The organism is Bacillus sanguinis, assembly GCF_018332475.1.
Lineage (GTDB): Bacteria > Bacillota > Bacilli > Bacillales > Bacillaceae_G > Bacillus_A > Bacillus_A sanguinis.
Genome location: NZ_BOQB01000153.1, coordinates 1 through 23,891 on the forward strand (window position 1 = coordinate 1; position 23,891 = coordinate 23,891).

Consider the following 23,891-nt stretch of genomic DNA (forward strand, 5'->3'; position numbering starts at 1 on the left):
GATTGGTTCAACTAATAATTAGTGGGGATGAACACCGCTCCCCACTAATTAAAGTTTCACTTTATCTAATGGTGTCTATAAAGAAAATCGATCGGTTTAAATGTATTTTGAACATTGTACTCCATCATAGTTCGTTAGTAAAGTAGAAATGTTTAGGAGAAGAAAAATTTTTCCGTAATTTAAAAATCACCTTGGCTTATGCGAAGGTGATTTTCAAACTGCTTATTTTTTTAGTCCTTGCTCTAGCGTTTCTAACATTTCGTGCTTTTCATTTTCATCAGCGTTTTTCCAAATGACTTCAAATAAAACGCCAAGACCTGGAAGCATTTTTTCTTCACCGCTTTGAATTGCATCGACGATTGTTTCTTGTAATTGATCTTGTGAATTTCCAGATACATTCGCTAATACGGCACCGCGTAAATTAAAACTCATTGCTTTCACCTCTTCTTCAGAATTGAAACTGACGTTAGTTTTTGTTCTTTTTTATGTAAATATGTATGAAAAATAGGCTATAATGATAAGACAAGAAGAGAGGGAAATACATATTATGAAAAACATTGATTCAGTACAAAATCCGCGTGTAAAGCAGTGGAAAAAGCTGCAAACGAAAAAAGAGCGCGATAAAAAAGGTTTATTTTTTGTAGAAGGATTCCACTTAGTCGAGGAAGCTTTGAAGGCAGGAATTGTAACAGAACTTATCGTTTCAGATCAGACAGACCTTCCAAAAGATTGGACAGTTAATGATGTGGAAATGTATATCGTACCTGAGGCAATTGTAAAAATACTTCGTGAAACAGAAACGACACAAGGTGTATTTGCTGTTTGTGAGAAGCATGAGAAAGAAGTAGCTCTTACTGATGGGAAATTCCTTTTATTAGATGGCCTGCAGGACCCAGGTAATTTAGGGACAATTATTCGTACAGCTGATGCAGCTGGTATTCACGCCGTTGTGCTTGGAGAAGGTTGTGTGGATGTTTACAATAGTAAAGTACTCCGCTCTACACAAGGTTCTATTTTCCACTTACCAATTGTAAAAGGGAACTTAGAAGAATGGGTAGACAAGTTAAAAGAAAACAACGTTCCTGTATATGGAACAGCTCTTGAAAATGGAGTACCGTATGGTGAAGTAACACCAGCTGGTAGTTTTGCATTAATTGTAGGAAATGAAGGAAACGGCGTACGCCAAGAAATTCTTGCAAAAACGGATCAAAACTTGTATATTCCGATTTACGGCGGGGCAGAATCATTAAATGTTGCAGTTGCAGCAGGGATTTTAACGTATTATTTGCAAAGCCCAGTTGCGAACAAATAAAAAACTTCTTATAATAAGTTGAAGTATATTATATTAAAAGTTAAATAACGAAAAACGTCGATAGAGAAGAGTAACTTACAAAATCGCCATATAGGGAGAGAATGCCTTAGACTGAAAGCATTCTTATGGTAGACGGAAGTGAATTCACCTCTGGAGTTGACGCCAGGACCATATATATGTAAAGGCGTTCCGGTCAGAATTGATCGTTATAACTAATGAGTGGGCAGACTTGTTCTGTCAATTTAGGGTGGTACCGCGAATTTACCTCGTCCCTTTTTGGGAGCGAGGTTTTTTTATTTTTAAAATTAGGAGGGTTCCAAATGGAAGCACGTTTAAAAGAGCTAAAGCAAAAAGCGTTAGAGCTTATTGAAGAAGCGAAAGAGCTAAAGGGCTTAAACGACGTACGCGTAGCGTATTTAGGGAAAAAAGGTCCAATTACAGAAGTATTACGCGGCATGGGAAAATTATCAGCAGAAGAGCGTCCACGTATGGGAGCATTAGTAAATGAAGTACGTGAAGCGATTCAAACGCGTTTAGACGACAAAATTGGTAACTTAGAAAAAGCAGTAATTGAAGCGAAGTTAGCTACTGAAACAATTGATGTTACCTTGCCAGGTCGTCCTGTTGAAACAGGTTGTCACCATCCATTAACAGCTGTTGTTGAACAAATTGAAGATGTATTCATCGGTATGGGTTATGAAGTAGCTGAAGGAACAGAAGTAGAAAAAGACTACTACAACTTCGAAGCATTAAACTTACCGAAAGATCACCCAGCGCGTGATATGCAAGATACATTCTACATTACAGAAGAAACGTTACTACGTACACATACATCTTCTGTGCAAGCACGTACGATGGAAAATAATAAAGAAAAAGGCCCAATTAAAATTATTTGTCCTGGTAAAGTGTATCGCCGCGATGACGATGATGCGACGCATTCACATCAGTTCATGCAAATTGAGGGTCTTGTAATTGATAAAAACATTCGCATGAGTGATTTAAAAGGTACATTGCAAGTATTCGTGAAAAAGATGTTCGGTGAAGATCGTGAAATCCGTCTTCGTCCAAGTTTCTTCCCATTCACAGAGCCATCTGTAGAGATGGATATTTCTTGTATGATGTGTCACGGCAAAGGTTGCGGCACTTGTAAAGGAACTGGCTGGATCGAAATTTTAGGCGCAGGTATGGTTCACCCGAACGTACTTGAAATGGCTGGTTATGATTCAAAAGAATATCAAGGTTTCGCATTCGGTATGGGCGCAGAGCGTATCGCAATGTTGAAATACGGCGTAGATGACATTCGTCATTTCTATACAAATGATGTACGTTTCTTACAACAATTTAAACGAGCGTAAGGGAAGGAGAGGATAAGTATGTTCGTATCATATCGTTGGTTACAAGAGTATGTAGATATTAAAGATGTAACAGCACAAGAACTAGCAGACAAAATCACGAAAAGTGGTATTGAAGTAGAAGGTGTTGAAGTATTAAATAAAGGTGTAAAAGGTGTTGTAGTTGGTCACGTATTAGAATGTGAAAAACACCCAGAAGCTGATAAATTAAGCAAATGCTTAATCGATATCGGTGAAGAAGAGCCAGTTCAAATTATTTGTGGAGCTGCTAACATTGCAAAAGGTTTAAAAGTACCAGTTGCAAAAGTTGGAGCTGTACTTCCTGGCAACTTCAAAATTAAAAAAGCAAAACTACGTGGTGAAGCTTCTCACGGTATGGTTTGTGCTCTTCAAGAGCTTGGTATTGATGGGAAACTAGTTGCGAAAGAATATGCAGATGGTATCTTCATCTTCCCAAGTGACGCTGAAGTTGGTGCAGATGCACTTGAAATTTTAAACTTACATGATGAAGTACTTGAGCTTGGTTTAACACCAAACCGTGCAGATTGCTTAAACATGTTAGGCGTTGCATATGAAGTCGCTGCTATTTACGGCCGTGAAGTGAAACTTCCAGCTATCAATTTACAAGAAACAGCAGAAAAAACTGCTGATTACATTTCTGTAAGTGTAGAAGCGAAAGAAGAAAATCCATTATATATTGCAAAAATGGTAAAGAACGTAAAGATTGGTCCATCACCAATGTGGATGCAAACGCGCCTTATGGCAGCTGGCATTCGTCCAATTAGCAACGTAGTTGATATTACAAACTACATTTTAATGGAATACGGTCAACCGTTACATGCATTCGATTACGATAAATTAGGTTCAAAAGAAATCGTTGTTCGTCTAGCAAAAGAAGGCGAAAAACTTGAAACGTTAGATGATCAAGAACGTACATTACAAGAGCACCACCTTGTAATTACAAACGGCACAAAAGCTTTAGCTGTTGCTGGTGTAATGGGTGGAGCAGATTCTGAAGTTACAAATGAGACAGTAAACGTTCTAATTGAATCTGCATACTTTGCAGGTCAAACAGTGCGCCGTACATCAAAAGACTTAGGTCTTCGCAGTGAATCAAGTGCACGTTTCGAAAAAGGAATCGACCCAACACGTACGTTTGAAGCAATTCAACACGCAGCTGCTTTAATGGCGAAATACGCTGGCGGAGAAGCGCTTGAAGGTGTAGTAGAAGCTGACAACTTACAAGTGCAAGAGCGTACAGTATCTGTTACTGCTGAAAAAGTAAACCGTGTATTAGGTACAAATATTTCTGCAAGTGAAATGGGTACAATGTTCACAAACTTAAAATTCCCATTCACAGAAGTAGAAGGAACATTCCATGTGAATGTACCAGCGCGTCGCCCTGATATTACAATTTCAGAAGACTTAGTAGAAGAAGTGGGCCGTCTATACGGTTATGACCACATTCCAGTTACATTACCTTCTGGAACAATGACACGTGGTAAATTAACATCAGCACAAACGAAACGTCGTAAAGTACGTCGCTTCTTAGAAGGTGCTGGTTTATATGAAGCAATCACATATTCATTAACAAGCGCTGACAAAGCGAAACAATATATGGTTGAGCCTAACGAAAAGGCGCCTGTAAACCTTGCACTTCCAATGAGTGAAGAGCGTAGCCAACTTCGTTTAAGCCTAGTGCCACAATTGTTAGAAGCAGTTTCATACAACGTTGCACGTAAAAACGATAGCGTTGCTTTATATGAAGTAGGTTCTATCTTCTTACCAACAGAAGCAGGAGAACTTCCGAAAGAAGAACAACATCTTGCAGGTGTTATGACAGGTCTTGCGCTTCACCATGCATGGCAAGGTGAGAAGAAAGTAGTAGACTTCTTCGTTGTGAAAGGTGTACTAGAAGGATTATTCGACGTACTTGGCGTTTCAAACCAAATCACATATGCACCAGCAAAACGTGAAGGTATGCACCCAGGTCGTACAGCTGATATCGTATTAGATGGCGAAGTAATTGGTTTCATCGGTCAATTGCATCCAGAAGCAGAAAAACAATTAGATGTGAAAAATACATTCGTATTCGAACTATCTCTTGTAAAAGTATTTGGTGCAGACGCAGAAGAAACTTACTACGCAGCAATTCCACGTTTCCCATCTATGACACGTGATATGGCTGTTGTCGTAACAAAAGAAACAAAAGCTGGCGAAATGAAGCAAGTTATTGCTGAAGCTGGTGGAGAACTTCTGAAAGACGTGACGCTATTCGACTTATACGAAGGTGAAAAAATGGAAGAAGGCAAGAAATCACTTGCATTCTCTATGACCTACTTCGATGCAGAACGTACGTTAACAGACGAAGAGGTAACAGAAGCACATAACCGTGTATTAACAACGGTAGAAGAGAAGTTTGGTGCGGAGTTACGTAAGTAATAAAAAATTGCCGGATTAAGTCCGGCAATTTTTTTTATGGCACGATTGTCGATATATGATAAAAATCGCCGATAAATATTAAGGCATCTTGCATCTTTCTCTCGAATGTAGTACATTAATTTTAGTTTAACAAAATGAAAGACGATGATAAGGAAAAGTAATATATACTATAATCCAAAGCGAGTCAGGGACGGTGAGAGCCTGATGAGGCGGTATATGTGAAGAACACCTTGGAGTTGCTAACCGAAATTGAATCTTGTATTCAAGAGTAGACTTAGACGGGAATCCGGCCTGTTACAAACCGGGAAGTATGTATTACATACGAGTTAAAGTTGGTCTTTATGACAAATTGGGTGGTACCGCGAAGTTTAACCTTTCGTCCCTTTATGGATGAAAGGTTTTTTTGTATTTAAATATATCAGCAAAGGAGAATTTCACTATGGAAAACACATTAGTAAAAAGTCTGTATAGAGATACAGATAAATACGCAGGTCAAACAGTACAAGTATCAGGGTGGATTCGTAACTTACGTGATTCAAAAGCATTTGGTTTCATCGAATTAAACGATGGTAGTTTCTTCAAAAGCGTTCAAATCGTTTTCGATACAGAGTTAGAAAACTTCAAAGAAATTGCAAAACTTCCACTTAGCTCTTCAGTTAAAGTAGAAGGAAAAGTAATTGCAACGCCTGGAGCGAAGCAACCATTTGAAATTAAAGCAGAAAAAATTGATATCGAGGGCTTATCAGATTCTGATTACCCACTTCAAAAGAAGCGTCACACGTTTGAATACTTACGTACAATTGCTCACTTACGTCCAAGAACGAATGCATTCTCTGCAACGTTCCGTGTGCGTTCTATCGCAGCATTTGCGATTCACCAGTTCTTCCAAGAGCGTGGATTCGTACATGTTCACACACCAATCATCACTGGTAGTGATACAGAAGGTGCAGGCGAAATGTTCCGCGTAACAACGCAAGATTTAAACAACGTACCAAAAGGTGAAGACGGACAAGTTGATGAATCAAAAGACTTCTTCGCTAAAGAAACAAACTTAACAGTAAGTGGACAGCTGAATGCTGAAGCTTATGCATTAGCATTCCGTGATGTATACACATTCGGACCTACATTCCGTGCAGAAAACTCAAACACAACTCGCCACGCTGCTGAGTTCTGGATGGTTGAGCCTGAGATTGCATTCGCTGAATTAGGTGACGTAATGAACCTTACAGAAGATATGCTGAAATATGCAATGAAATACGTATTAGAGCATGCGCCAGAAGAAATGGAATTCTTCAACAGCTTCGTTGATAAAACAGTTCTAGAGCGTATGAACAACGTAATTAACTCTGACTTCGGTCGCATCACTTATACAGAAGCAATTAAAGTGCTTCAAGAATCAGGTGCTGACTTCAAATACCCAGTAGAATGGGGTATTGACTTACAAACAGAGCACGAAAGATACTTATCAGAAGAAATCTTTAAACGCCCTGTATTCGTAACTGACTATCCGAAAGACATTAAAGCGTTCTACATGCGCTTAAATGAAGACGGTAAAACTGTAGCTGCTACTGACCTTCTAGTTCCTGGCATCGGCGAATTAATCGGCGGAAGTCAACGTGAAGAAAGAATGGACGTTTTAGTAGACAGAATTAAAGAACTAGGCATGAACGAAGAGGATTACTGGTGGTACTTAGAACTTAGAAAATACGGCGGTACAAAACACGCTGGATTCGGCCTAGGTTTCGAGCGCTTCCTAATGTACATCACTGGCATGGCTAACATCCGTGACGTAATTCCATTCCCAAGAACTCCAGGTTCTTCTGAATTCTAAAATATGAAAAAAGCGAGAGGATTTCCTCTCGCTTTTTTATTTTGTATAGTTTACTACCTCGTAGCAAAAAGTAACGCGAAGGGGTGAATATAAATGAGTAAAAAAGTGAAAAAAGATCATTCAAGATCAAGCCTTGGTTCCCCAGAAGTAGAAGGGCAAGGAACGACGACACATGAAACAGGTTCCCATAAAGTACCTTCATCAAATAAGAAGCAGAAACGAAGCTAGCATAAAAAAGGAGAGTTTTGACGACTCTCCTTTTTATGCTTTACATCTTCTTATCGTTAATTTCTTTTGTAATGTTATCTACATCTTTGTCTAATCGATCGAAATAGAAAAACCACAGTAAACTCATGAATACGTAATAGATGGCCATCACGCCAAGATTATCAGATATATTTTCAAATGTAGATTTAGTAGTGAAAAAAGCTCCCCAAATGGTAGAAATAGTGAGGTAAGAAAGAGGACCTACGATGTGTACGAAAGCATATAATACCTTTTTAACTTTTATAGCGTTCACATGAATTCCCTCCTTATGTAAACAATCTTTTTCTTCTAATCATATATTCAAGTTCCTCACAGAAGTGCTGTAGTTTTGCTGGATTATGTATTAACAAGCGCGCATCGTGTTTCCCGATAAATCTTCGAATCCGAAAGTTTAATAAGAAAGATCGGCCATAACGCTCTATTAAATCGTTGAACTCTCGTTGCTCACTGAGTAGCTGAATGTTTTCTCTAATTTCAAACTGTCTTTCGTGTGGATCACCTAGTAAAATATTTAGAATCATTTGTAGAAGTAGCAATGGGAATCTCCTCCTATGTTAGAATAATCTGTATATTTACATTGTAACAAAACTATAAGGACAATAGTAGGATGAAACAAAAAACAGGAGTTTGTAGGCTCCTGTTTTTGTCGATACTATTTTAATAAGCGAAACGCCTTCTCCGTATTAGCAAAATGCAGTTTCACAAACTCAGGTAATCGTTCTTTACCAAGCTTTTGAATCAATTTAGCAGCGGCGATATCAACTTGTTTACCAGCACCTTTTGGAAGGGGCATACCAGCTTTTTTACTTAGTTCGTCAAATTGTTTTACAAATGAGTAACGAGCTAAAATGGAGGCAGCGGCGACTGCTAAATGGACACTTTCGCCTTTCGTCGCGAAATAAACATTTTCGCGCTGTACCTGTTTTTGTTTTGCTAAATACTTGTAGTATGTATCAGGTTGTGTGAATTGGTCGATTAAGACGCCTTCAGGTTTTGTAGGTGCCATTTTAGCTAATAAGTTTGTAATAGCTTTATTATGTAGTAGAGCTTTTAACTTACCTTGGTTGTTTCCTTTATCAAATAGCTCGTTATATTTTTCATTATGAAGAACGAGAGAGCTATAAGGAACAACGTGTAGAAGTTGTTTCGCAATGGCAGTAATTTGATCGTCATTTAAGTTTTTAGAGTCTTTTACACCAAGTTCTTTTAAAAGTGGAATTTGCTTAGCGTCGACATATACAGCAACTACTGTCATCGGTCCGAAGAAATCACCAGTACCAACTTCATCTGATCCTACGATAGACATTGTACCGATGGAAGCAGGCGGTGCATAACGGTGTGAATCGACAGATTTTTTTACAGTTGTTTTCGGTGTTTGAGAGACAGATTGCCAACGAGAAGCTTCTGCTTCAGCACGTCCACCTTGGAACATTACTTTTCCTGATTTATAAGCTGTAATCGTGCAAGATGGCACCTTTGCCATGAAGATTCCGCCTTGTGGGGTTTTTGGGCTAAGCGCTTGTTTATATTGTTGTTTCATGTCTTCAATTACTGTAGTACTTGTTTGTATTACGATAGAATTTGACAAGATGGTCGCTCCTTTTTTTATATTGTTATTTTTATCATATCGGATTGTTCTTTCTGTTTCCATAATATGATGGTTCATGGTATGATAAACTTTAGGATTCTGTACGTGATTGGAGGCCGGTGAGTTGTCACAACAAAAGGGAAAGAAAAGTCGAATTAATGTAGAAATCTATGGTCAACAATATTCAGTTGTTGGCGATGAAAGTACAAGTCATATCCGCATGGTAGCAGCGATTGTGGATGATAAAATGCGCGAACTCAATGCCAAGAATCCTTCGCTTGACACGAGTAGATTAGCGGTATTGACGGCGGTAAACGTCATACACGATTACATAAAATTAAAAGAAGAACATGAGAAATTGAAAGAAAGTATGACCAAAAAAGGAATGGAATAACATGATTGATATTATTATCATTTTACTGCTTGTTATGGGATTTTTCCTCGGCTTACGCAGAGGGTTTATTCTGCAACTTGTAAAGTTAACAAGCTTTATTATCGCATACCTTGTTGCATACTGGTACTGTAAAGATTTAGCGCCAGCACTTGCGAAATTTATTCCGTATCCATTTGATAAAAACGTATCTGTTCCAGAATGGATTGATGCAAATAATATTGAGACAGTATTTTATCAAGCGCTTGCGTTTATCATATTGTTTATTATTACAAAAATTGCACTTTCATTACTTGGTAATTTGTTAAATATGTTTGCAGAAATACCGGTTTTAAAGCAAGTCAATGCGTTTGCGGGGGCAATCCTCGGATTTTTAGAAGTGTATATTATTTTGTTTGTCTTAATTATCATTGGAAACATTCTTCCGATTGAACAAGTACAAACACCATTACAAAAATCATCAATTAGCAAAATAATTGTAGACGATACACCGATTCTCTCTGAAAAGGTGAAGGAACTATGGCAGACAGGCAGCAGAGTATAACTTCTCTTTTTTCGGAAAGAGGAGTTTTTTTCTATGAAAGAAAGGCGGGGTAATGATGAAAGTAAATAAAAAACAAGTTATTAAATTATTAGAGACAATCGGTCTGTTTATGGAATTAAAGGGCGCGAATCCATTTAAAATATCTGCATTTCGTAAAGCGGCAGCAGCATTAGAAAGTGATGATCGTAGTCTTTCTGAGATTGAAGATTTCACGAAGATTCCGGGCATTGGAAAAGGAACAGCAGCAGTTATTCAAGAATATATAGAATCGGGAACATCTGAAGTGTTACAAGAGCTTGAACAAGAAGTGCCAAGTAGCTTATTACCGCTATTAAAACTACCAGGCCTTGGTGGTAAGAAGGTAGCCAAGTTATATAAAGAACTTGGTGTTGTTGATATGGAATCGTTAAAAGCTGTTTGTGAGGAAAATAAAGTACAAGCTTTAGCGGGTTTCGGTAAGAAGACGGAAGAAAAAATATTAGAAGCAATCGATCAAGTAGGGTCTCGTCCAGAGCGTTTACCAATCGCGATGGTATTGCCTATTGCCGGGGAAATAGAGGAGAAATTGTCGAATATTGCTGAAGTAATTCGTTTCTCTCGCGCTGGTAGTTTGCGCCGTGTTCGTGAAACAGTGAAGGATTTAGATTTTATCATTGCAACGACAGAACCAGCGGCAGTACGTGAGTATTTACTGCAATTTGATAATATGATTGAAGTAATCGCGAGCGGGGATACGAAAGTTTCTGTTCGTCTTCAATATGAATATGATATTTCAATTGATTTCCGTTTAGTAAAACCAGAAGAGTTTATTACAACTCTTCACCATTTCACAGGATCCAAAGACCATAACGTAAAAATGCGTCAAATCGCAAAAGATAAAGGCGAGAAAATTAGTGAGTACGGTGTAGAAAACTTAGAAACAGGTGAAGTGAAGACATTTGAAACAGAAGAGGAATTCTTTGCTCATTTCGGTCTGCCGTTTATTCCGCCAGAAGTGCGTGAAGATGGAAAAGAAATTGAATTAATTAAAGAGTATCCAAACTTAATTCAGTTCTCTGATATACAAGGTGATTTACATATGCATACAACGTGGAGTGACGGTGCCTTTTCAATTGAGGAAATGGTACAGGCATGTCGTGCTCGCGGTTATAAATTTATGGCAATTACCGACCACTCTCAATATTTAAAAGTAGCGAACGGTTTAACGAAAGAGCGCCTTCGTGAACAAGCGAAAGAAATTGAACGTATGAACGAAAAGTATCCAGACATTACAATTTTACGCGGAATTGAAATGGATATTTTACCGGATGCCTCGCTTGATTTTGATGATGAAGTATTAGCTGAATTAGATTATGTCATTGGAGCGATTCACTCTAGCTTCTCACAAGACCGTGAAACAATCATGAAACGTCTTCGTGCTGCGCTAGAGAATAAGCATGTCACAATGATTGCTCATCCGACAGGACGTCTTCTTGGACGCCGTGAGGGTTATGATGTAGATACAGATTTATTAATTGAACTCGCAAAAGAAACAAATACAGTTTTAGAATTAAATGCGAATCCAAACCGTCTAGATTTAAGCGCAAAATTATTAAAACAAGCACAAGATGCTGGTGTAAAAGTAGCGATTAATACGGATGCTCATACACTTGAAATGTTAGAAGATATGGAAACAGGTGTAGCAGCAGCACGTAAAGGTTGGATTCAAAAAGATAACGTGATTAACACGTGGGATATTGAACGTTTATTAGACTATATTAAACGTAATAAGTAACACAAGGGGGACCTGCAACATGTTAGAAAGAACGTTGCGTGTATTAGAATACAATAAAGTAAAAGAACAATTACTTGAACATACAGCATCTTCACTTGGTCGTGACAAAGTAAAGAATTTAGTGCCGAGCACTGATTTTGAAGAAATTGTAGAGATGCAAGATACAACGGATGAAGCAGCGAAAGTCATTCGTTTAAAAGGTAGTGCACCATTAGGTGGCATTACGGATATTCGCTCAAATGTGAAGCGTGCAAAGATTGGAAGTATGTTAAGTCCGAATGAACTACTTGATATTGCGAATACAATGTATGGTAGTCGCAATATGAAACGTTTTATTGAAGATATGGTTGATAATGGTGTCGAGCTTCCCATTTTAGAAACTCATGTCGCTCAAATTGTATCTTTATATGATTTAGAAAAGAAAATCACAAATTGTATCGGTGATGGCGGTGAAGTAGTCGATAGCGCAAGTGATAAACTGCGTGGTATTCGTACTCAAATTCGTACTGCGGAAAGCCGTATTCGTGAAAAGTTAGAAAATATGACGCGTTCTTCAAACGCGCAAAAGATGCTGTCTGACTCGATTGTAACAATTCGTAACGAACGTTACGTAATCCCAGTAAAACAAGAATATCGCGGCGTATATGGCGGTATTATTCACGATCAATCAGCTTCTGGACAAACGTTATTTATTGAACCGCAAGTCATTGTAGAATTAAATAATGCGCTTCAAGAAGCACGTGTGAAAGAAAAGCAAGAAATCGAACGCATCTTATTGATGTTAACAGAAGAAGTGGCAGTAGAAGCTGATATCGTTTTATCAAATGTAGAAGTAGTTGCAAATCTTGATTTCATATTTGCGAAAGCTTTCTATGCGAAGCGAATTAAAGCGACAAAACCGATCGTAAATAACGAGCGTTATATGGATTTAAGACAAGCTCGTCATCCACTTATCGATCCAGAAATTATTGTGCCAAATAACATTATGTTAGGGAAAGATTTCACGACAATTGTTATTACAGGACCGAATACAGGTGGTAAAACAGTTACGCTGAAAACAGTTGGTATTTGTGTATTAATGGCGCAATCTGGCCTTCATATTCCAGTAATGGATGAGTCAGAGATTTGTGTATTCAAACATATCTTTGCTGATATCGGTGATGAGCAATCGATTGAACAAAGTTTAAGTACGTTCTCCTCACATATGGTGAATATTGTTGATATTTTAGAAAAAGCTGATTTCGAAAGCTTAGTTTTATTCGATGAATTAGGTGCTGGAACAGACCCGCAAGAAGGGGCTGCACTAGCCATTTCAATTTTAGATGAAGTATGTAATCGCGGTGCTCGCGTTGTTGCTACGACGCATTACCCAGAATTAAAAGCATACGGATATAACCGTGAACAAGTGATTAATGCGAGCGTTGAGTTCGACGTGAACACGTTAAGCCCAACGTATAAATTATTAATCGGTGTACCAGGACGTAGTAATGCCTTTGAAATTTCGAAACGCCTTGGATTATCTGATCGCGTGATTGATCAAGCACGTAATCACATTAGTACAGATACAAACAAAATTGAAAATATGATTGCGAAGTTAGAAGAAAGTCAAAAGAACGCAGAGCGTGACTGGAACGAAGCGGAAGCACTTCGCAAGCAATCTGAAAAACTTCATCGCGATTTACAACGTCAAATCATTGAATTTAACGAAGATCGTGATGAACGATTATTAAAAGCGCAAAAAGAAGGGGAAGAAAAAGTCGAAGCTGCAAAGAAAGAAGCAGAAGGCATTATTCAAGAACTTCGTCAATTGCGTAAAGCTCAGCTTGCAAATGTGAAAGATCACGAGCTAATTGAAGCGAAGAGCCGTCTAGAAGGCGCAGCACCAGAGCTTGTGAAGAAACAAAAAGTAAACGTGAAAAACACTGCGCCGAAACAACAATTACGCGCAGGTGATGAAGTAAAAGTATTAACATTCGGTCAAAAAGGTCAATTACTTGAAAAAGTAAGTGATACAGAGTGGAGTGTACAAATCGGTATTCTGAAGATGAAAGTAAAAGAATCTAACATGGAATACATTAACACACCGAAACAAACAGAGAAAAAAGCAGTTGCAACAGTAAAAGGTAGAGACTATCATGTTTCATTAGAACTTGACCTTCGTGGTGAACGATTTGAAAATGCAATGGCGCGCGTCGAGAAATACTTAGACGATGCCCAGCTTGCAAGCTATCCTCGCGTATCAATTATTCACGGTAAAGGAACAGGAGCGCTTCGCCAAGGTGTACAAGATTACTTGAAGAAGCATCGCGGTGTGAAAACATTCCGTTACGGTGACATGGGCGAGGGAGGCCTAGGCGTAACAGTTGTCGAATTAAAATAGAAAACAACGAAACAAAGGGGAAACCATTATATGTTTATGGACAAACTTGCAAAAGTATTGTTAGCTTGTTGCGGAATATTTTTGGTGATTGGGGTTATTTATTTAGTTGTTTTTGCGAAGTAAACGAGCGTCAATCGTGGCAGAGTGATATTGCCATAGGTTGACGCTTTTAATATATATGAAAAGGAATAAGCTATGAAAATCAACCAATATATAAGCGAAGCAAAGTCCTGTTCAAGACGCGAAACAGACCGTCTCATTAAAGCAGGACGCGTGGCTATTAACGGCGAAATATGTACGCACGGTGCACTTGTTAATGATGGTGATGTTGTAACGATTGATGGACAGGTTATTGCAAAAGAAGAGAAGGAAAAGGTGTATATCGCCTTTCATAAACCAGTTGGGATTACCTGCACAGCAGCTGAGCATATTGAAGATAATATTATTGATTATATCAATTACCCAGAGCGTATCTTTCCTGTTGGACGATTAGATAAAGCATCGGAAGGACTTATTTTATTAACGAATGATGGCGGGATTGCCAATCAAATTTTACATGGTGATCATGAGCATGAGAAAGAGTATATCGTTACTGTTGATAAACCTTTTACGGATTGGTTTATTGATGAGATGTCCAGCGGTGTAAAGATTAAAGATGGAATGACGAAGCCGTGTAAAGTGACGAGGGTTGATCAGTCTACATTTCGTATCGTTTTAACGCAAGGAATGAACAGGCAAATTCGTAGAATGAGCCGTGCTTTCGGGTTTACTGTAACAAAGCTAAAGCGAGTTCGCATTATGAATATAGAGCTAGATGATCTAGAAGTGGGAAAATGGCGGAGCGTTACAGCTGAGGAATTAGAAATATTAATAGGGCAGTTATAGGGAGAGGAAATTTTCTCCCTATATTTTTTTGTCAGAAAAAATAAAACTATTGATTTTTTAAAAAATAGCCCATATAATAAAAAACAACAAGTTTCGACAAGATATTTTATAAAAGTAATGATGAGGACATGAGTTGTTTTTTACGATTCTCAGAGAGGGAAGCCTAGGCTGTGAGCTTCCTAATACGGAAAGACAAATTTACCACCTCTAAACTTCAAGAGTGAACTGCATGATGCATTGTAATTCTTGGCGGATAAAACCGTTATCAATTTACACGAGCTATAAAATGAGCTTATTTTGTTATAAATTCATTTTATTAGAATAAGGGTGGAACCACGATTTCAACACTCGTCCCTTTGTTAGGGACGGGTGTTTTTTGCGTTCTTTTACGGGGAAGTATGCTTGAAAGAGGACATATGACGGATTTTAATTCAGAATATTTTGTTAATAAATTATTTAGGAGGTTAGTAGAAATGAAATCATCTTTAAAGTTTTCTGAGATGTTTGCAATAAGTTTAATGTTGTTTGCACTATTTTTCGGTGCAGGTAATATGATTTTCCCACCAGCGTTAGGGCAAGGTGCTGGAACAGACGTATGGATCGCATTGTTTGGTTTTATCGTAACAGGCGTTGGATTACCTTTATTAGGAGTTATCGTTATCGCTCTAAAGGGAGATATTAATGAGCTAGCAGGGCGTGTACACCCTATATTTGCACTAGTTTTTATCACTGCAATTTATTTATGCTTAGGCGTATTCGTAAGTGTTCCGCGTACAGGAACTGTTGCTTATGAGATGAGTGTTGCACCGTTTTTACCAAGTGACATAGCTGGTCAATCGTATCCACTTGTTATCTTTACATTCATTTTCTTTGCCGTAACTTTCTATTTAGCTTTAAACCCATCGAAATTAGTGGGCCGCATCGGTAAAGTATTAACTCCAATTTTATTAGCTGTTATTGCAATTATTGTAGTGAAAGCACTTATTGCACCAATTGGAGAATTTGGTACACCGACAGAAGCGTATAGTGCTCCGCTCTTTAAAGGATTTATTGATGGATATTTAACTTTAGATGGACTTGCAGCACTTGTTTTCGGAAATGTTGTTATTAATGCTTTAAAAGCAAAAGGTGTTACAAATAAGAACAGCATTGCGAAAGTAACAATCTTTGCAGGATTTATTGCAGCACTCGGTTTACTACTTGTATATTTAGCACTTGCTTACCTCGGAGCTTCTAGTGTTTCTCTTGGAATGGGAGCAAACGGAGGCATTATTTTAACAAACGTTGTAAATCATTTATTTGGTAGTTACGGAACTTTATTATTAGGAATCGCAATTTCAGCAGCATGTTTAACAACTTCTGTAGGTATTGTGGCAGCTTGTGGGGAATATTTTTCTTCCTTATTACCGAAGCTTTCTTATCAAAAAGTTGTTTTCATTTTCTGTGTATTAGCATTTATGGTAGCGAATCTTGGATTAACTCAGTTAAATGCATTAGCATTACCGATTTTAATTGCAATTTACCCAATTGGTATCGTGCTGATTGTATTATCACTTGTTGAAAACTATATTCGTCTTCCTTTAATAATGTATGTAGGTGGTATTGTAGGAGCATTCATGATTAGTTTCTTTGATGGGTTACACAATGCGAATCTTGAGATTGCGGCATTAGCACCCATTTTAAATAAAGTTCCGTTATATAGTGTAGGGATTGGTTGGTTAGTTCCTGCTCTAGTAGGTATCGTAATTGGATATGTCATTTCTTTGTTTCAAAAGCAAGAAGTTGCTGTAGAAAAATAGTGAAAAGAGGCTTTCTATGAAAGAAAGCCTCTTTTTTTGTAGAAAAAATTTCATATAGGGAAATTTGGATATTAAAAATTTTATACGTAATATAGTTGACAAAAAAATTAGCATTAGGCTAAGATTGACTTAGTTGTGGAAATATTGGAAGGAAAGTGAGGAGTGAAAAGTATAAGGTTTTCTATAACGATATCATTTTGTAGATAGAGGTGATAGAGTAAGAGAATGGTGAGTGTTATTTTTTTTGAGTTTCATTGAGAATGATAATCAACAAAAGAAATAGAGACTTATGTGAAAATGTGAATCGCTCTTTATAAGGAATAGAGAGGGATATTATTTTTAACATGCAGTGAGAATGATAATCAGTAATATCTACATTACATAAATAAATTACAATTAAATAGTGATAGAGGATTATTATTTTTTTCTTATAAAATGAGAATAATTATCATTTTCAAAAATTATGGATGAAGGATAAACGAGGAGGAAGTAAGCCAAATGAGAAAGATTTCTGTATTACCCGCTTTTATTATAACGTTCGTATGTATGCTAGCTTTTCTTGTTATGCCATATGGGAAAGTTTCAGCACAACTAGCTGACGGTACGTATGATATTAACTATGTCATTCAAAAAGCGGAAAATGATTCAGCTTCAATGGCAAATGATTATTTTGAAAAACCAGCTAAGTTAGTTGTAAAAAATGGTGAGATGAGAGTACAAATTCCGATGAATCATAGTGCTTGGATTACAGAATTTAAAGCACCTGAGAACGGGAATTTTGTTGATGCAAAAGTTGTTAGTAAAGATGAATCAGCAGATAAAAGAACTGTAGAGTTTAAAATAGATGATTTATCTAAACCAGCAGCTGCAAAAATTCACGTTGTTGTACCAAACGTAAACTATGACCATCACTACACAATTCGCTTTGCGTTTGATGCAAATGTAAAAGCGGTAGGTGGAGAAAATAAAGCAACTACTGTAACAAAGAATAATGATCAAACAAAAACAGATACACAAGTAAAAGAAGAAGTGAAGAAAGAAGAGAGTAAAGAAGCAAATAAAGAGGCGAGTAAAGGAACAAATGAAAGTGGAAAAACTGAAAAAACAGATAACCCAAAAACAGGTGATGAAGCACGCATCGGATTATTTGCAACGTTAATTCTTATTTCAGGTATTTTCTTAATTCGTAAATTACGTCAAAACTAAATAAAGGAGCGGTATTCCATTGAATAGATATCTTAAAATTGTTGTTGCGATGTGTTTAATGATATTTACATTCGTATCAACATTACAACCACTTGCAGTTCAAGCAGCAAGTCAACTAGCTGACGGTGAATATTCAATCGGTTTCAAAGTTCTTAAGGACACATCAGATGAAGAATCTATGATGAATCAATACTCTGTAAGTCCAGGAACTTTAAAAGTGAAGGATGGGAAGAAGAAGGTATCCTTTACGTTAGAACATAGTTCATGGATTACAAAATTTGAAACAGAAAAAAATGGCCAGTTTGTTGCGACAAATGTAATTAGTGAAGATAAAGAAAAAGATACAAGAGTAGTAGAATTTGAAGTGGACGATGTACAGAAAGTATTAAATGCGAAAGTAAAAGTAGACATAGATTCTTTAAATTATCATCATGACTATGATGTGCGTATTGCATTTGATCAAAATAGCATTACACCAATTCATGTAGAAAAACCAGATGAAAAAGAGGACCCAGCTAATAAGCCAGATCCTAATGAAACTACGGATCCAAGTCAGAAGCCCGACCAAAAGCCTGACCCAGATCAACAACCAAATTCTAACACAATTAAAGATGGAGAGTACAGTATTCCATTTAAAGTGTTAAAAAATCAAACAGATGAAGAATCTAAGATGAATACTTACATGGTAAATCCAGGAGTATTAAAAGTAGAAAACGGTAAGAAAAAGGCAATTGTAACACTAACAAGTAGTTCATTAATTAAAAATTTCCAAACGGAAAAAGATGGTGCATTTGCTGATGCAAAAGTAGTGAGTGAAGATAAAGAAAAAGATACAAGAATAGTAGAATTTGAAGTAGATGATTTATCTAAGAAGTTAAATACAAAAGTATTTATCGAAATGGCATCAAGAAATTATAAGCAAACACATGAAGTACAACTTCAATTTAATCAAGATCAACTTGAGCCAATTAAAAACGAAGAGAAACAACCGGAAGTAGAAAAACCAGAGGTTGAAACAATTAAAGATGGAGATTATAGCATTCCATTTAAAGTGTTAAAAGATAAGACAGATGAAGAATCTAGAATGAAAGAAAACGTGGTAAGCCCAGCAGTATTAAAAGTAGAAAATGGTAAGAAAAAAGCGGTTGTAACGTTAAAAGATAGCGCATCAATTAAAAATTTCCAAACAGAAAAAGATGGTGCATTTGTTGATGCAAAAGTAATGAGTGAAGATAAAGAGAAGAATACAAGAGTAGTAGAATTCGAAGTAGATAATTTATCAAAAAAGTTAAATACAAAAGTATTTATTGAAGTGGCATCAAGAAATTATAAACAAGCGCATGAAGTACAACTTCAATTTAATGAAGATCAACTTGAGCCAATTAAAAACGAAGAAAAGCAACCAGAGGTAGAGAAGCCGAATGTTGAAACAATTAAAGACGGCGAATACAGCATTAACTTTAAAGCGTTAAAAGATCAATCAGAAGAAATTTCAATGATGAACACTTACACGAAGAGTCCAGGCGTGTTAAAAGTGAAAGATGGTAAAAAATATGTATCATTCACATTAACGAATAGTGCATGGATTACAAAATTTGAGTTTGAGAAGAATGGTTCTTTTGTTAACGCAAAAGTGTTAAGTGAGAATAAAGAGCAAAATACAAAAGTAGTAGAGTTAGAAGTAGATGATTTATCGAAAAAATTAAATGCAAAAGTAAAAGTAGATATTGATGCAATGAATTATCACCATTTCTACGACATTCAATTTGTATTTGATGAAAATAGTATTAAAGCTTTAGGTAACCAAGGTGGAAACGATAACCAAGGCGGAAACGACAACCAAGGTGGAAACGACAACCAAGGTGGAAACGACAACCAAGGCGGAAACGACAACCAAGACGGAAACAATAACCAAGGTGGAAATAATACACCAAAAGTAATAGTTGATCCAAAAAATTTAGTAGATGGTCAATATGATATTCCATTTAAAGTGTTAAAAGATAAAACAAATGAGCTTTCAAAGATGCATGATTATACTGTACATCCAGCAAAATTAATCGTTAAAGATGGTAAAAAGTACATTGAGATGACGCTGAAAAATAGTGCGTGGATTACGAAATTCCAAACAGAAAAAGATGGTTTATTTGCTGATGCAAAACTAGTGAGTGAAGATAAAAATGCAAATACGAGAGTAGTGCAATTTGAAGTAAGTGATTTATTTGCAAAATTAAATGCAAAAGTAAAAGTAGATATCAACGAAATGAACTACCACCATTTCTACGATGTCCAAATTCAATTTGATACAAATAATATTGGTGCGTTAGGAACGATTAAAGAGGATCCAAAAAATGATCCGAACAATCCAGTGATTACACCGAAAGTAGATAATGTAAAAAAAGTAGACAATCCTAATTTTAACCGAAATGCAGATGATAAGAAGAAAAAAGAAGGTCAAAAAAATGATCCGAAAAAAGAGAAAAACTCAAAAACGGCCGATACAGCACAATTAGGTTTATACATGGTGCTACTGCTTGGATCACTTGCTTTACTAGTTCGTAAATATAGAGCAGGTAGATTGTAATTTTTGGAGTCTTGATGCGTGTTCGCGTGCATCAAGACTTGTTTCATATTGTTTGGAAAGGAGTGGTGATTGAGAGTGAAGAAAATTGCTAGTGTACTAATGGCTATCATTTTATTAGTGAGTATAGCTGGATGCTCGGCGCCCAAAAAAGAAGCAGCAAAACAGGTGAAGAGTGAGAGTAAAGAGAGAGTTGTTGCAACGACAGTTGCTGTTACTGAAATTATGGATGCGTTAGAAGTAGATTTAGTTGGTGTTCCGACAAGTACGAAAGATTTACCAAAGAGATATAAAGGTTTACCTGAAGTCGGGAATCCGATGAGTCCTGATATGGAAAAGGTAAAATCATTAAAGCCGTCAGAAGTATTATCCGTGACAACACTTGAATATGAATTAAAGCCAGTTTTTGATGGTGTAGGCATGAAAGCGAACTTTGTAGACTTAACTAGTTTAAAAAACATGCAAAATTCCATTAGTAATTTAGGTAAGCAATATGGACGTGAAAAACAGGCCGAAGTCGTTGTTACGAAGTTAGATAACAAGGTTGCAGAGATTAAAAAGGCAGTAAAGGGAAAGAAAGAACCGACAGTGCTTATTTTATTAGGTGTACCGGGGAGTTATTTAGTAGCAACAGAGCATTCTTACATTGGAGATTTAGTGAAACAACTAGGTGGTAAAAATATTGTGCAAGGTGAACAAGTAGAATATTTAGCTTCTAATACAGAGTATTTAAAGAAGGCTGATCCAGATATTATTTTACGAGCAGCTCATGGTATGCCTGATGAAGTTGTAAAAATGTTTGATAAAGAATTTAAAACAAATGACATTTGGAAGCACTTCGCTGCAGTTAAAAATAACCGTGTTTACGATTTAGAAGAGCGTTTATTTGGGACGACAGGCAATTTAGCAGCAAGTGAAGCGTTAGATGAATTGAAAAAAATGATGTATCCGTGATGCATTTTAATATAAAGGAAGAGTGGAATGAATAAAAAAACTTGGAGTTTCCTCATTGTTACTGCATTGCTTATTGTTATGACATCATTGTCAGCGATGAAAGGGAGTTTAGAAGTAGGTATTGTTGAGCTTGTACAAGGAATATTTACAGGGGGAAATGAAGACGTTGAAGTGATTAAAGATTTACGTTTTCCGCGTATTATTATTGCACTATTTACTGGAGCAGCTCTGGCTGTTTCAGGTGTGCTTTTTCAAGCTGTTATGAAAAATCCACTTGCTGATGCTGGAGTAATCGGGATATCTTCTGGAGCAAGTTTTATGACGCTTGTTATTATTACGTTATTCCCGCAATTCTTTTTCTGGACACCAGTATTCGCCTTTTTAGGTGGTGCGTTTGCATGTTATCTCGTTTATGCATTTTCATGGAAGTCAGGCTTAAGTCCACTTCGCATTATTTTAGTTGGTATAGCGATTAATGCGATGTTTACTGGATTAAATGAATCGTTCATTACGATTTGCGGATATTTCATTAAGAGTATTAAGCAAACGACGACTTCTAATATAACGATGAAGACGTGGGGTGATGTAGAAATAATGGTTACGTATGGAACAATTGGTCTTATTCTTGCTCTGTTTGTAGGAGCTTGGTGTAACTTATTATCGCTACAAGATAAGACTGCGAAAAACTTAGGTTTACACGTGACGAGAGTTCGTCTTATTATTTCTGCTATTGCAGTACTTTTAGCAGCAGTATCAACAGCGATTGCAGGTGTTATTGCTTTCGTAGGATTACTCGTTCCGCACATTTCAAGACAACTAGTCGGTTCAGATCATAAAGTATTAATTCCATTTTCTGCTCTTGCAGGGGCGTTATTAATTTTGACGGCGGATACGATTGGAAGGTTAATCGTGCCACCTAACGAAATTCCAGCGGCGACGATCATGGCAGTTATTGGTGGCCCATTCTTAATATTCTTGCTTAGAAAGAGTGATAAAGTTCATGGAAATTAAAAATGTAACCTTTTCGTATGATAATATAACGGATCGATTAAAGTCGGTTAGTAGTGAAATAGAAATTGGTAAAATTACAACAATTATTGGTCCAAACGGTTGCGGGAAATCGACATTACTTGGCGTGATGTCCAGAAATCACGATCCTCGTAGCGGAGAGGTAATACTGGATGGGAAGGCGATTAGCCAATATAAACCGAAAGAGTTTGCTAGAAAGTTAGCTGTTGTCCATCAACAAAATGAAGCGCCGGCAGATATGACGGTAGAGAAATTAACAAGTTTTGGTCGTATGCCTCATAAAAATATTTTTTCCTCGCAAACTGATGAAGATAGAGAAGCGATTGAAAGAGCTTTAGCATGTACGAATTTGCTAAGTAAACGTGATAAAGAGATTCACGCTTTATCTGGTGGAGAAAGACAACGTGTTTGGATTGCTATGACGTTAGCTCAGAAAACACCAATGCTCTTTTTAGATGAACCGACAACCTATTTAGATATTTATTATCAACTTGAAATATTAGAGCTAGTAAAAGAGTTAAATGAAGTGCATGGATTGACGATCGTTATGGTATTACACGATATTAATCAGGCGATTCGCTATAGTGATCATATTATCGTTATGAAAGATGGCGAGATTGTTACGAAAGGTAAGCCGGATGACGTTGTGACAGAAAGTATGATAAAGACGATATACGGTGTAGATGTTGTTGTAAAACAAGATGAAGATACAGGGTTGTATATGGTCCCAATGGGTATTTAAATATGCGAACAATCCGTTTTGAGGTGATAATTTGAGTAGTAAAAAAGAACGGAAGAAAAATTCTTTTTTTCAACGAATACTTACAGTTGTTTTTTTAGGTACCTTTTTCTATTCAGTATATGAATTAGGTGATATTTTCATGGATTACTATGAAAATCGTAAAGTAATGGCCGAAGCACGAAACATTTATGAGAAAAGTCCGATGGAAGAGCAATCACAAGACGGGGAAGTGCGTAAACAGTTCAAAGCTCTGCAACAAATTAACCAAGAAATAGTTGGATGGATTACGATGGACGATACACAAATTAATTATCCAATCGTTCAAGCGAAAGACAATGATTACTATTTATTTCGTAATTATAAAGGTGAAGATATGAGAGCAGGAAGCATCTTTATGGACTATCGTAATGATGTGAAATCTCAAAATCGAAATACTATTTTATACGGTCACCGTATGAAAGATGGTTCTATGTTTGGAAGTTTAAAGAAAATGTTAGATGAAGAGTTCTTCATGTCACATCGTAAATTATATTACGATACATTATTTGAAGGGTATGATCTTGAAGTGTTCTCGGTGTATACAACAACAACTGAATTTTATTACATTGAAACGGATTTTAGCAATAATACGGAATACACATCATTTTTGGAGGAAATTCAAGAAAAATCGCTGTACAAAACGGATACAAAATTGACAGCAAGTGATCAAATCGTAACACTTTCGACGTGTGACTATGCACTTGATCCGGAAGCAGGAAGGTTAGTTGTGCATGCGAAACTAGTAAAAAGACAGTAAAAAAAGTATAGAATATGAGAA

At 36.8% G+C, this 23,891-nt stretch carries 21 protein-coding genes and 3 other annotated features; of the genes, 17 read left to right on the top strand and 4 right to left on the bottom strand.

Annotation, left to right across the window (positions count from 1 at the left end):
- Positions 1–222: 222 nt before the first annotated feature.
- Positions 223–432 (bottom strand): small acid-soluble spore protein SspI, encoded by a 210-nt coding sequence (sspI, locus tag KI369_RS17090; protein WP_000009509.1) that lies wholly within the window; start codon positions 430–432, stop codon positions 223–225.
- Positions 433–514: 82 nt separating this feature from the next.
- Here sspI and KI369_RS17095 point away from each other — a divergent pair, with 82 nt between their 5' ends.
- From KI369_RS17095 to KI369_RS17115, 5 genes are all read left to right on the top strand, one after another.
- Positions 515–1,312, top strand: coding sequence for a TrmH family RNA methyltransferase (locus tag KI369_RS17095; RefSeq protein ID WP_001986644.1), 798 nt, complete (start codon positions 515–517; stop codon positions 1,310–1,312).
- 48 nt (positions 1,313–1,360) lie between these two features.
- Positions 1,361–1,589: a binding site (T-box leader), on the top strand.
- Between the two features lie 43 nt (positions 1,590–1,632).
- On the top strand, positions 1,633–2,667 hold the full coding sequence (gene pheS, locus KI369_RS17100) for a phenylalanine--tRNA ligase subunit alpha (RefSeq protein ID WP_000388217.1): 1,035 nt from the start codon (positions 1,633–1,635) through the stop codon (positions 2,665–2,667).
- Positions 2,668–2,685: 18 nt separating this feature from the next.
- The gene (pheT, locus tag KI369_RS17105; RefSeq protein WP_212956712.1) at positions 2,686–5,106 is read left to right on the top strand and encodes a phenylalanine--tRNA ligase subunit beta; all 2,421 of its coding nucleotides are present in this window, start codon (positions 2,686–2,688) and stop codon (positions 5,104–5,106) included.
- Between the two features lie 135 nt (positions 5,107–5,241).
- Positions 5,242–5,493: a binding site (T-box leader), on the top strand.
- A gap of 52 nt (positions 5,494–5,545) precedes the next feature.
- Positions 5,546–6,937: an asparagine--tRNA ligase gene (asnS, locus tag KI369_RS17110; protein ID WP_212956713.1), complete on the top strand. Its 1,392-nt coding sequence runs from the start codon at positions 5,546–5,548 to the stop codon at positions 6,935–6,937.
- 93 nt (positions 6,938–7,030) lie between these two features.
- Positions 7,031–7,165, top strand: a complete 135-nt coding sequence (locus KI369_RS17115) for a YuzL family protein (protein WP_000039592.1) — start codon at positions 7,031–7,033, stop codon at positions 7,163–7,165.
- A 40-nt stretch (positions 7,166–7,205) separates the two neighbouring features.
- On the opposite strand, the gene KI369_RS17120 is transcribed toward KI369_RS17115, so the two are convergent.
- The 3 genes from KI369_RS17120 to rnhC form a co-directional block, all read right to left on the bottom strand.
- Complete coding sequence (locus KI369_RS17120) at positions 7,206–7,457, bottom strand: hypothetical protein (protein WP_212956714.1); 252 nt, start codon at positions 7,455–7,457, stop codon at positions 7,206–7,208.
- A gap of 13 nt (positions 7,458–7,470) precedes the next feature.
- Complete coding sequence (locus tag KI369_RS17125) at positions 7,471–7,740, bottom strand: hypothetical protein (RefSeq protein ID WP_212956715.1); 270 nt, start codon at positions 7,738–7,740, stop codon at positions 7,471–7,473.
- A gap of 116 nt (positions 7,741–7,856) precedes the next feature.
- Positions 7,857–8,792: a ribonuclease HIII gene (rnhC, locus tag KI369_RS17130; RefSeq protein ID WP_212956716.1), complete on the bottom strand. Its 936-nt coding sequence runs from the start codon at positions 8,790–8,792 to the stop codon at positions 7,857–7,859.
- A 124-nt stretch (positions 8,793–8,916) separates the two neighbouring features.
- Here rnhC and zapA point away from each other — a divergent pair, with 124 nt between their 5' ends.
- The 12 genes from zapA to srtB all read left to right on the top strand — a co-directional run bounded on the left by zapA (position 8,917) and on the right by srtB (position 23,870).
- A complete protein-coding gene (gene zapA, locus KI369_RS17135) occupies positions 8,917–9,186 on the top strand; it encodes a cell division protein ZapA (protein ID WP_000082701.1) in 270 nt (89 codons plus the stop codon).
- 1 nt (position 9,187) lies between these two features.
- Positions 9,188–9,727: a CvpA family protein gene (locus tag KI369_RS17140; RefSeq protein ID WP_000565409.1), complete on the top strand. Its 540-nt coding sequence runs from the start codon at positions 9,188–9,190 to the stop codon at positions 9,725–9,727.
- Positions 9,728–9,782: 55 nt separating this feature from the next.
- Positions 9,783–11,501, top strand: a complete 1,719-nt coding sequence (polX, locus tag KI369_RS17145) for a DNA polymerase/3'-5' exonuclease PolX (RefSeq protein ID WP_212956717.1) — start codon at positions 9,783–9,785, stop codon at positions 11,499–11,501.
- Positions 11,502–11,520: 19 nt separating this feature from the next.
- Positions 11,521–13,881 (top strand): endonuclease MutS2, encoded by a 2,361-nt coding sequence (locus KI369_RS17150; protein WP_212956718.1) that lies wholly within the window; start codon positions 11,521–11,523, stop codon positions 13,879–13,881.
- A gap of 195 nt (positions 13,882–14,076) precedes the next feature.
- On the top strand, positions 14,077–14,766 hold the full coding sequence (locus KI369_RS17155; protein WP_212956719.1) for a 23S rRNA pseudouridine(2604) synthase RluF: 690 nt from the start codon (positions 14,077–14,079) through the stop codon (positions 14,764–14,766).
- A 108-nt stretch (positions 14,767–14,874) separates the two neighbouring features.
- Positions 14,875–15,125 (top strand) — a binding site (T-box leader).
- Between the two features lie 114 nt (positions 15,126–15,239).
- On the top strand, positions 15,240–16,565 hold the full coding sequence (gene brnQ6 / locus KI369_RS17160) for a branched-chain amino acid transport system II carrier protein BrnQ6 (RefSeq protein WP_212956720.1): 1,326 nt from the start codon (positions 15,240–15,242) through the stop codon (positions 16,563–16,565).
- A 498-nt stretch (positions 16,566–17,063) separates the two neighbouring features.
- Positions 17,064–17,771 (top strand): heme uptake protein IsdC, encoded by a 708-nt coding sequence (gene isdC, locus KI369_RS17165; RefSeq protein ID WP_212956721.1) that lies wholly within the window; start codon positions 17,064–17,066, stop codon positions 17,769–17,771.
- 19 nt (positions 17,772–17,790) lie between these two features.
- Entirely contained in the window at positions 17,791–20,352 is a 2,562-nt protein-coding gene (gene isdX2 / locus KI369_RS17170; protein ID WP_212956722.1) for an NEAT domain-containing hemophore IsdX2, read from the top strand.
- Positions 20,353–20,421: 69 nt separating this feature from the next.
- The gene (isdE, locus tag KI369_RS17175) at positions 20,422–21,303 is read left to right on the top strand and encodes a heme ABC transporter substrate-binding protein IsdE (protein ID WP_212956723.1); all 882 of its coding nucleotides are present in this window, start codon (positions 20,422–20,424) and stop codon (positions 21,301–21,303) included.
- A gap of 27 nt (positions 21,304–21,330) precedes the next feature.
- Positions 21,331–22,314: a FecCD family ABC transporter permease gene (locus KI369_RS17180; RefSeq protein ID WP_001036835.1), complete on the top strand. Its 984-nt coding sequence runs from the start codon at positions 21,331–21,333 to the stop codon at positions 22,312–22,314.
- On the top strand, positions 22,304–23,074 hold the full coding sequence (locus tag KI369_RS17185) for an ABC transporter ATP-binding protein (protein ID WP_212956724.1): 771 nt from the start codon (positions 22,304–22,306) through the stop codon (positions 23,072–23,074). Before KI369_RS17180 ends, KI369_RS17185 begins: the two co-directional genes overlap by 11 nt.
- 31 nt (positions 23,075–23,105) lie before the next feature.
- Positions 23,106–23,870: a class B sortase gene (srtB, locus tag KI369_RS17190; protein WP_212956725.1), complete on the top strand. Its 765-nt coding sequence runs from the start codon at positions 23,106–23,108 to the stop codon at positions 23,868–23,870.
- Positions 23,871–23,891 lie beyond the last annotated feature (21 nt).